Annotated in this window: 8 protein-coding genes and 1 pseudogene; 2 read left to right on the forward strand and 7 right to left on the reverse strand. The window is 34.4% G+C overall.

Features of this window, described 5'->3' with window-relative positions; translation table 11 throughout:
- Positions 1 to 778: 778 nt before the first annotated feature.
- The 4 genes from rimO to F6K54_RS43310 form a co-directional block, all read right to left on the reverse strand.
- Positions 779 to 2110: a 30S ribosomal protein S12 methylthiotransferase RimO gene (gene rimO, locus F6K54_RS32085; protein ID WP_293087057.1), complete on the reverse strand. Its 1332-nt coding sequence runs from the start codon at positions 2108 to 2110 to the stop codon at positions 779 to 781.
- A 571-nt stretch (positions 2111 to 2681) separates the two neighbouring features.
- Positions 2682 to 3647 (reverse strand): OmpA family protein, encoded by a 966-nt coding sequence (locus F6K54_RS32090; protein WP_293087060.1) that lies wholly within the window; start codon positions 3645 to 3647, stop codon positions 2682 to 2684.
- 256 nt (positions 3648 to 3903) lie between these two features.
- Entirely contained in the window at positions 3904 to 4044 is a 141-nt protein-coding gene (locus tag F6K54_RS32095) for a hypothetical protein (protein ID WP_293087063.1), read from the reverse strand.
- A gap of 560 nt (positions 4045 to 4604) precedes the next feature.
- The gene (locus tag F6K54_RS43310; RefSeq protein ID WP_366558290.1) at positions 4605 to 4766 is read right to left on the reverse strand and encodes a type II toxin-antitoxin system PemK/MazF family toxin; all 162 of its coding nucleotides are present in this window, start codon (positions 4764 to 4766) and stop codon (positions 4605 to 4607) included.
- Positions 4767 to 5125: 359 nt separating this feature from the next.
- Between F6K54_RS43310 and F6K54_RS32100 the strand changes: the two genes are divergently transcribed.
- Positions 5126 to 6790 (forward strand): hypothetical protein, encoded by a 1665-nt coding sequence (locus F6K54_RS32100; protein ID WP_293087065.1) that lies wholly within the window; start codon positions 5126 to 5128, stop codon positions 6788 to 6790.
- 276 nt (positions 6791 to 7066) lie between these two features.
- Here the strand turns inward: F6K54_RS32100 and F6K54_RS32105 are convergent, their stop codons facing one another.
- From F6K54_RS32105 to F6K54_RS32115, 3 genes are all read right to left on the reverse strand, one after another.
- Positions 7067 to 7348: a hypothetical protein gene (locus F6K54_RS32105; RefSeq protein ID WP_293087068.1), complete on the reverse strand. Its 282-nt coding sequence runs from the start codon at positions 7346 to 7348 to the stop codon at positions 7067 to 7069.
- 461 nt (positions 7349 to 7809) lie between these two features.
- Positions 7810 to 8091, reverse strand: a complete 282-nt coding sequence (locus F6K54_RS32110) for a hypothetical protein (protein WP_293087071.1) — start codon at positions 8089 to 8091, stop codon at positions 7810 to 7812.
- 568 nt (positions 8092 to 8659) lie between these two features.
- Positions 8660 to 9961, reverse strand: a complete 1302-nt coding sequence (locus tag F6K54_RS32115; protein ID WP_293087074.1) for a hypothetical protein — start codon at positions 9959 to 9961, stop codon at positions 8660 to 8662.
- A gap of 38 nt (positions 9962 to 9999) precedes the next feature.
- Here F6K54_RS32115 and F6K54_RS32120 point away from each other — a divergent pair.
- A pseudogene (locus tag F6K54_RS32120) lies at positions 10000 to 10091 on the forward strand (hypothetical protein); the annotation flags it as partial.

The following is a 10091-nucleotide window of genomic DNA, read 5'->3' on the forward strand; positions in this document are numbered from 1 at the left end:
TGCAGGTTATCAACCACTACAATATATATAAAGATATAGAAATTACTACTGTCTCACACATATCAATCTCAGGAATTTTAAGCCCCTGCGATTAAGTCTCCTTTCGTCTCACTCCTAAACCTACGGCTATAGAGAAGAATTTCCTAGAGGGTCTGTTGAGAAAGGTTAGAGCCAATATTTGGCCATCGTTAAGCTGTTGTATATATCAAGTTTCCGTTGGACAAGGGAGGAAAAAATTACCTTTATTTTGAGGTTTTTCATGTCCCCGCCTCTTTACCTAAGTTGTCATAGGTATGTTATGATACTTAGCAGCTCACTTTAGGGTAGCTCGTCTTTATCTTCATAATCATTAACATAATAACAAAAGACTTAACATTTGCCACATTTATTACAAATTTTCCTTAATTTCACTAATTTTTTTAGATTTTGTACATTGATGTAGAGTTTTTGGGACATTCAACGAAGTCAAAAGTCAGAAGTCAGAAGTCAGAAGTCAGAGGTGATTTTTGTAACTGGGATTTGAGCTCCGCTCCAAAAATATTTCGCCTTAAAAGGCGAGGTTGCGCGACCCAATTATTTTGCTCAATTATCACACTCTAATTCGTCAATTCTTTTCTGCTCCTACTCCCTACTCCCTCTTTTGGAGGAGATGTCTAGATGTCTAATAGACATAGGCGTAAAAATAAAAAATAAAATCAATTCTTATCCATAAATTATCAATTATTTCTCCCTGTTGCCTGTTGCCTTCCGGAGCTGTTGCCTCCTTTGGTGGAGATGTCTAATTGCTCGATTGACTTAAATCTAGATTACCGTACAAGTCGTAAATATCTGCATCTGTAATCATCGCTGGCACAATTGAACCCAAACGGGCCTTACCTTGGAGATAAACAAGTCCGTCAACTTCTGGAGAAAACCGGGGAGACCTACCAATTAACTCTCCTGTCTGGGGATTCTCCTGTTCAATCAATACATCAACTACTTGTCCCACTGATTTTTGATTCTGTTTCCCAGATATGGGTTGCTGGACTTGCATAATTTCTTCTCTACGGGCGTCCATCACCGCTTTGGACAACTGATTAGGCAAACTATAGGCGGGTGTTCCTTCTTCTGGAGAGAAAGTAAATACCCCGACATGATCGAACTCGTGACGCTTGACAAATTCTACTAAATGTGCATGATGCTCTTCCGTTTCACCAGGGAAACCAACTATAAAGGTTGTCCGCAACACGGCATTGGGCATAGCTGCTTTGATTTTTTCGATTATATTATCATTAACCCGACCTTGCCATGGTCTATTCATTGCCCGCAATATTTGGGGATGAGAATGTTGTAAGGGCAAGTCGAGATAGGGTAAAATATTGGGAGTTTCTTGGATGGCGGCTATTACTTTGGGAGTCAAACCTGTAGGATAGGCATAGTGCATTCTAATCCAGGGTATATCAACTTTTCCCAGGGCGCGGAGAAGTTCGGCGAGTTTGGGTTCGCCATAGATATCAACTCCATAGTTAGTGGTTATTTGGGAGATGAGGATGATTTCTTTTACACCTTGGTCTGCTAGTTGTTGAGCTTCGGTGACAATAGATTCTATGGTGCGCGATCGCTGATTTCCTCGTAGATGAGGAATAATACAAAAAGCACAACGATAATCACAACCTTCTGCTATTCGCACATAAGCAACTCCTTCGGATGTGGTGCGGTAACGTGGGGTTGTTTCATCAGCAATGTAGGTTGGTTGGGGGGAGACTTCTTTGACGCGATCGCCTTTTTCTACCCGTTCCATTACATCAACTATTTTATGATAATCACCAGTCCCCACAAGTGCTACTGCTTCTGGCAGTTCTGCAAGTAGTTCTTCTTGGAAGTGTTGCGCCATACAACCTGCGATGACTATTTTTTTGTTAGCTTCTGCTAATTCTACCAAAGTACGAACAGATTCTTCTCTAGCATCTTGGATAAAACTACAGGTGTTAACGACTACATAATCTGCTAATTCTTCGTTAGCATCTATTTGATAACCCGCTTGTGCTAGTAAACCTATGATATGTTCGGTATCGATACGATTTTTTTCGCACCCTAAGTGAGAGAATGAAATGGTAGGTTTTGTAGACATCTATAAGTTCAGAGTTATTAATTTTGATTGGTAACAGTCTTTGTAATATAGCATATTAAACATCTCCATCAAAGAGGGAGTAGGCATTAGGGAGAAATAATTGATAATTTCTGTGTGAGAATTGATTTTATTTTGGATTTTTACGCCTATGTCTATTACCTAAAAAGAGGCAGTAGGGGAGTGGGTAGGGACGTTGGATGCAACGTCCCTACAGGAGGAGTAAACATAATAATATACGTTTGCTAGCTTACAATCGCTATTAACGTTATTGAATTCTAATAATTACTTAATCATTGAAATCTTGCATAAGTATAGCATTCTTTTTGAGAAATTGTATAAAATCAAGCTAGTCAAATGCCTTAAACATACAAAAACTGGCATTAAATCCTAAAACTTGGAATCTGCCAGTCTAAAAATAAGAGTTAAAAATTAATATTAGACATCTCCAAAAACCAAAAATAAAATCAATTATCATGCATAAATCATCAATTATTCCTCACTGTTCCCTGTCCCCTGTTTCCTATTGCCTCTTTTCTGGAGATATCTATTGATTTTGTGAGAAAGTTCAAAGTTAATTAGCGGGTGTCAAAATAATTACTGTTCGCTGGTTGACATCAGCAGCAGGATCGCTACCAGGGAGTGGTTGAGAAAATCCCATTCCTTTGCCAACAACCTGATATGGTAAATTCTGCTGTTTCAAATATTCTACCACTGCATTTGCTCGGTCTTGAGATATTTCTTGATTTAACTGAGCACCACCAACCTGAGATGTATGACCTTCTACTCTAATAGTAACTTTATTCGGATCGTATTCTTTAATTTCTGAGATGAGACTATTTATAGTTTGCTCTGCTTGGGGAGATAATTCAAATGCATCAAATCCAAATTTGACTTGACCTAAAGTTTTGTTTTGACTCAAGTTCTTGCCTTGTGATTGAGATGTTGTAGATGTGTTAGTGGTAGCAGCAGAAGTTTCGATTTCGGGCGATGATGTAGCAGTTGGTTGTGTAGTTTCTGCTCCAGAGGTAGTAATATTAGTAGTAGGTGATACGGTCGCGGATGGAGAAGTAGATACTGAGCTAGTAGTTGTTTCTGTTTCTGGGGTTTGTGTAGTTGTAGTTATAGACTCTGTTTCAGTTGTTGTTGTATCAGTTGTGATGGGAGTGGGAGACTCTGTAGTAGTAGTTTCAGCTTCTGTGGTTTGTGTAGTTGTAGTTATAGACTCTGTTTCAGTTGTTGTCGTATCAGTTGTGATGGGAGTGGGAGACTCTGTAGTAGTAGTTTCAGCTTCTGTGGTTTGTGTAGTTGTAGTTATAGACTCTGTTTCAGTTGTTGTTGTTTGTACTTGAGTAACTTCTGTTTGATCGTCTACATCTTCAGTGTCAGGTAATTGAACTTCAATAATAGGTTTTTCAAAAGCTTTAGGAGCTGCAAATGCCCAAGCACAAATCATCATAAAGCCCATACATCCTGCTAAGATAGTAGGGTGTAAAGTTTGTTGTTTATCTTTTTTTTCAGTAGTCATATCTAATAACATAGCTCCAAATTAGGTTTCTCTGAAATAATTTCTATTAAACTAATATGATATTGACAGAATCAGCAAGTAAAAAAAGTACTAAATCATTGAGATTCTTGTCCTTATTTATAGCAGCATTTTATGAGAAAGGGCATAAATCATAAATTCTTTTTTCTCAGGTCTTTATATTCTTAATAAATTGGATTTTAATTAAAACTTAAATATCTTAAAGAGACGTTCCGCCGGAACGTCTCTAAGCAATTTGTATTGTTTTTAACTAGCCAACTGTATAAGCGGTACTGAGTCCCCACAAAAGAAGCAAGACTATTCCACCTAGAATCACAATTGCAGAAATGGCGATCGCGCTGGGAGTATCTGCTCCCTTAAATTTCATTATTCCACGGTCGAGGTCTGACATGATATTTATCTCCTAATTCTACTTTTGATTTTAGCTAAGATTTTCTGGAAATATGTCTATGTTGCTACTATATTTTCTCCCATTTTTGTTTCTGATTCGTCTCTAATTTTAAAATAATAATAAAGATTGGTAATGGTCATATTTGAGGGGGTTTGTAAATTGGATAATCCCTGGGCTTTATAACTTGCTTTAACTAACTATTGACGGATATAAGACTCAAATTGTTTCCTCAATTTTGTGTCATTAAAAACAATATTTGATCTTGCAAGGATGTTGCTTAAGTTAGCTTAATATGCCACTAATTATTTCTGTTAGTTTAGAGACTACTTCTACTAATACATCACTGGGTATTTGACTGATAAATTCTGCTCTACGCGATCGCTAGTCTAAAGACTTAATATGAGCGATTAAGATTACTCCTGAAATTCCTAACCCTTCAGGAATTGCTACTTCTAAAGAATAACCTTTAGCCTTATACCATTTATCCATGAAGTTCACTTAATATAAAGATGAAAATAGTCAGTGTAATAATGTCTGATCAACAATTATTAAGCGCATTTTTACAGATAAATGGTATTAGAATTAATAGGGCAAACTAAAGCTAACTTCACTAGACGATTGTATTTTATTCTTGATATTACTAGACTAGGACGATGACCCGCTTGTTCTCTTGCAGATTGAGGATAAAAGCTAATCAAAATAATATTTCCTCTCTGGGGAATATATAAATTTTAACTACCATATTTCACAACCTAGAGGTTCTCGAAAGTCAATTTCACCATGTAATGTTTCTGGTGTAATACCATCTTAAATTTCATTTAATGGACGTTCATTTTCTATTCTTTTTGGGGTACTACTAGCAATCATTTGTATTGCGAAGTTTTCAATTTTTTCTTCTGTTAACTCAGATAGTTCCTATGATTTTTCATGGAGAGATTATGATATTTCCAAGGATAGTTTTTTATTAGGTATTTTTATTATTTTTTGTAGCTTTGACTCAGGTATAATAATACCATATAACCAATCTGCTGAGGTAGAATATTAACATATAAGCAAATAGAAAATTTTTACGCGGTGTTTTATGTCGGAAAATAATGAGGGTAGTTCATTAGATGATTTAGACTTTAATCCGGGTCTAATCAGAGGTGTAAAGAAAGATAGTTCGGAAGCTGATAATTATTCTGGTAATTATGAGCAGGTAGAAACTGAGGAGGAATCTGAGGAAGTTAATGAAGTTTTGCAGGTTGAAACTGAAAGAAAAAATTATCGGGAATTATCTCAAGAGATTAGTTTGCTTAGAGAAAAGTTAGAGCAGTTTTCTCAAGACGTGGAAAGTAATTACTCTCACCTTCAGAAAGAAGTTTCTCGGTTGTCTTATTTTATGTTGGAGTTACAGGATGAAAAGTTGAATGGAGATGTTGATTTAGGGTCGTTATTTGGTCGAGTTAATTCATTAGAAAATTCATGGGTAAGTTTACCTGGGCAAATAGAGGAAAGGATTAATAGTACCTTTGATTCACAACAGGAAGTTAATGAAAAGTTTCAACAATTTGTAGCAGATACAAAACAGGAAATTGAAGAAATTGTTCGGATGGTAGTGGATGTTGAATCTCAACAAATAGATGCTCATAAATTATCTCAAGATATTAGTTTACTCAGGGAAAAGTTGGAGGAATTTTCTAATGTGGAAAGTAATTCTTCACAGCTTCAGGAACAAATGGCTGAATTATCATCTAATATATTGGAGTTGCAGGAAGAAAGGTCGAATATAGGTGTTGGTTTAGAGCCGTTATTTCGTCGAGTTAAGTTATTAGAAAATTCATTAGAAAGTTTACCTGGACAAATAGAGGAAAGAGTTAATAGTACTTTTGGTTCACAACAGCAAGTTAATGAAAAATTTCCCCAGTTTGTAGAAAGTCAAGAATTATCTCAAGAGATTAGTTTGCTCAGAGAAAAGTTAGAGCAGTTTTCTCAAGATGTGGAAAGTAATTACTCTGAGCTTCAGAAAAAAGTTTCTCGTATGTCTGATTTTATGTTGGAGTTAGAGAAGAAAAGGTTGAAAGGGGATGTTAATTTAAAGACGTTGTTTGGTCGAGTTAAGTCATTAGAAAATTCATTAGAAAGTTTACCTGGGAAAATAGAGGAAAGAATTAATATTACCCTTGATGCACAAAAGGAAATTGATGAAGAGATTTCCCATAACTTCAATCTTTCTCAACAATGGCAGGATTTTTTTGATATATCAATAGTTTATTTTTTTATAGCTATGGGGCTTTCATTTATTAATATCAATGCCAATATTTTTTTGACTCTTCTATGCTTAATTTTAGCATTACCATTTTTATTGGAAAACTTGGTTGTATTTTTGTGGAGCTATGCTTCTATATTTTTGATGTTTGGTCACCTATTATTCTATTATCGTCCCAGTTTAGTGGCTATAGATCTTGACCATTTCTTATTTAGACATCCTTTTATAGATTATAAAAATCCTTTTATATCTATACTTTGGTTTGTGTTTTACATATTGGCGTTTCCTATATTTATAACAGGACTTATATGGCTTGAAAAGTCATTTCCTAATTGCTTAGAAAATATGCAAGGATGTTTAAATGCAAAACCAGAAGTGAGTTCTGTGATTGTATTGTTTATTCCATTTATCACACTTTCATGGTTTATAATTTACTTACTGCTATGTGGGTTAATTACACTTCTAGCTTTGCTTAAGGGATGGTTTATTGAGGAATAATGAGAAACAAGTAGATTTTCAAGATTACCTTAAGAGATTAGTTTCCCCCAGGAAAAGTTAGAAGGATTTTCCAAAGTAGAAAGTAATTATTAACAGTTTCAGGGAAAAGTTGCTGAGTTATCCTCTCATATATTGGATTTACAGAAGTGAGAGTTGAATATAGGTTTTTGTTTGGTTACGCTAGGGCTTTTCATGTTGCGGAGCAAAACCAAACCTGCGCTATTTTAATTCCTTATTAACAACCATAATCGCTTCTCAAAGAAAATACCAACTTCCCTATAAAAATCTTATATTTTCTAACTGATTAATATCCATAATTTGCTCTACTAAACTTTGCCAATTTATTTGAATTTTCATCCGATTTGCCATAGTCTTAAATTCCGGCAAAACTTTCTGTCGCACTTGTTCATCATTTAAAAAAATATCCCAATCATCTTTAATATCTTCACTGTACAATATCCTGTCTACAAACTCAGCTACCATCGCATAAGCTAACTGTTTAGGTTCAGATAATAACTTGTCTAAATCTGACTTACATAAATTAATTAGCAGTCGCAATTTTATATAACACTTTGTAGGTTGGTTTGAGGAACTAAATTCAACATAAATACCTTTGCACAACTAATCAATAAATTAACAAAAGTGAGTCAAATAATTTATGGTTTGTTCAAAAGTTCGTTTCTTTAAGCGCCGTACCTAATTGTTATGCAAAAAGTTATATGTAGCTCCACATTAAGATTAGGAAAAATCTCTATTACTTTTTCGATAAAATTATATTGCTCTTACTAAAAAATGTGCTGCTAGAGAAGTTTTTGTTGGGTTATTCTAAGGCTTAATCTAACCTACAGCTAGAAATCAATTTAGGTACGAAACTCGAAATACATAGCTACCTATTAAGATTAGGAAATCTTTGTATTACCTTTGAAATAAAATTATATTGTCCTTATAAAAATGTACTGTTAGAGAAGTTTTTGTTGGGTTGTGCTGGGGCTTAATCCAACCTACGGTATTTTAATTCCCTATAAAAATCTCATATTTTCTAACCGATTAATATCCATAATTTGCTCAACTAAATTTTGCCAATCTCTTTGAATTTTCATCCGATTTGCCATAGTCTTAAATTCCGGCCAAACTTTCTGTCGTATTTGTTCATCATCTAAAAAACTCTCCCAATCATCTTTAATATCCTCAGCGTACAATATCCGATCTACAAATTCAGCTACCATCGCATAAGCTAACTGTTTAGGTTCAGATAATAACTTGTCTAAATATGACTTACATAAATTAATTAGCAGTCGCAATTTTATATAACACTTTGTAGGTTGGTTTGAGGAACTAAATTCAACATAAATACCTTTGCACAACTAATCAATAAATTAACAAAAGTGAGTCAAATAATTTATGGTTTGTTCAAAAGTTTTTTTCTTGAATTACCCTATCTAATTGTTATGCAAAGAGTTACAGCATATTTCAAGTATATGAAGTACAAATATTAAAAATTAAACCTTTATAGTGCGGGAATATTGCCCGATATGGGTGTACTTCAGCAAAGTAGAATACGCTGTCTATATAGCTCCACATTAAGATTAGGAAAAATATCTATTACTTTTTCAATCAAATTATATTGCCCTTACTAAAAAATGTGCTGCTAGAGAAGTTTTTGTTGGGTTGCACTAAAGCTTAACCCAACCTACAGCTAGAAATGAATTTAGGTGCGAAACTCAACATACATAGCTACCTATTAAGATTATAAAATCTCTGTATTACCTTGGAAATAAAATTATATTTTCCTTAGTAAAAAATGTACTATTAGAGAAGTTTTTGTTGGGTTAAGCGCCAGCGCAACCCAACCTACGGTATTTTAATTCCCTATAAAAATCTCATATTTTCTAACTGATTAATATCCATAATTTGCTTAACTAAACTTTGCCAATTTCTTTGAATCTCAATCCGATTTGCCATAGTCTTAAATTCCGGCCAAACTTTCTGTCGCACTTGTTCATCATTTAAAAAGATATCCCAATCATCTTTAATATCCTCAGCGTACAATATCCTGTCTACAAACTCAGCTACCATTGCATAAGCTAACTGTTTAGGTTCAGATAATAACTTGTCTAAATCTGACTTACATAAATTAATTACCAGTTGATGATTTTTCTGAATTTTTATCAACACTTTTTCCGATTTTTCAGCATTATTGCTAGAAACTTCCTGCTCCATTTTCAGAAGTAAAAGTTGTGACTTGAATTTTTTTTCGTCGGGTACATCATCCGAGTTTAAAAGACCAGGTAAATGTTTTTCCCACCAATTTTTTATTTGCTCTATTGTCGGAGACATAGCCCGCATTTTATTAATATCAAGTTGCTGAGGAGTAAACATTTCTTCTAACAACAACATCACTATGTCGGGAGTTAAATTCAGAGGACTTTTATCGGGGGTAAGTCTATTAATATGTTGTCTGACTTGACGCTGAATAATACCTGCATAAGATACGTTAAAGGCAGAAATAGTTTTAAACCCTAATTTGAGATTAATTAAATCCCCTGGAATATGGTCTGCCATCCATTTTAGAAAGTCAATTTCTCGCACATCAGTTAATCCTCCTAGTTGTACTTCATCAGTTAATAACCAAGCTATTTCTGATTTAACCGTATCCAAAGAATCTTGAATTTTTCCATCTAGAAATAAGAATTGTTTGGATAAATCTGTTCTGACAATATGTAGATAACGACTGTAAGCTTCAGTATATGAACCCCGTATGTTTCTATATTTTTTGATTTGCTCTACAGACTTAGGAATAGATGGCAGTTTGTTGCAATTTTCTATAACTTCATTGACTTCTTTTTGGAAAGTTTCATCTGTTTTATTACTTGCCAACTCAATTTTTTCCAAATATGGCTGTAAAGTATTAGTTAATTTATCCCAAAATTGCTTAAACGACTTCTGAAAAAGTCTTTTATCTCCAGCATATTGTTGTAGAACAGAACTGGCTTTTTCTAACTCAGCTTGCAAATTTTTACTTAACTGAATCAACTTATTTTCAAAAGTTAGGGCATATTTATGGTCTAACTCAGTAATATTTTCAGTCAAATACTGCAAGATTTTTTCTAACACATTGGCCGTTTCTTGTTTATTAGCACAGTCAGCAATAATGCAGTTAGCAAACTCCATCCTCAGTTAACAGCGTTCGTTTTAGCCCCGATGGCAAATTATTGGCAACTGCTGGAGCAGATGGCACCGCACGCTTGTGGGATTTGAAAAATCGTCAGCAGGTGGAGAAATTCCAAGTACCTAAAGGAGC

Source organism: Okeania sp. SIO3B5, from assembly GCF_010692555.1.
GTDB lineage: Bacteria > Cyanobacteriota > Cyanobacteriia > Cyanobacteriales > Microcoleaceae > Okeania.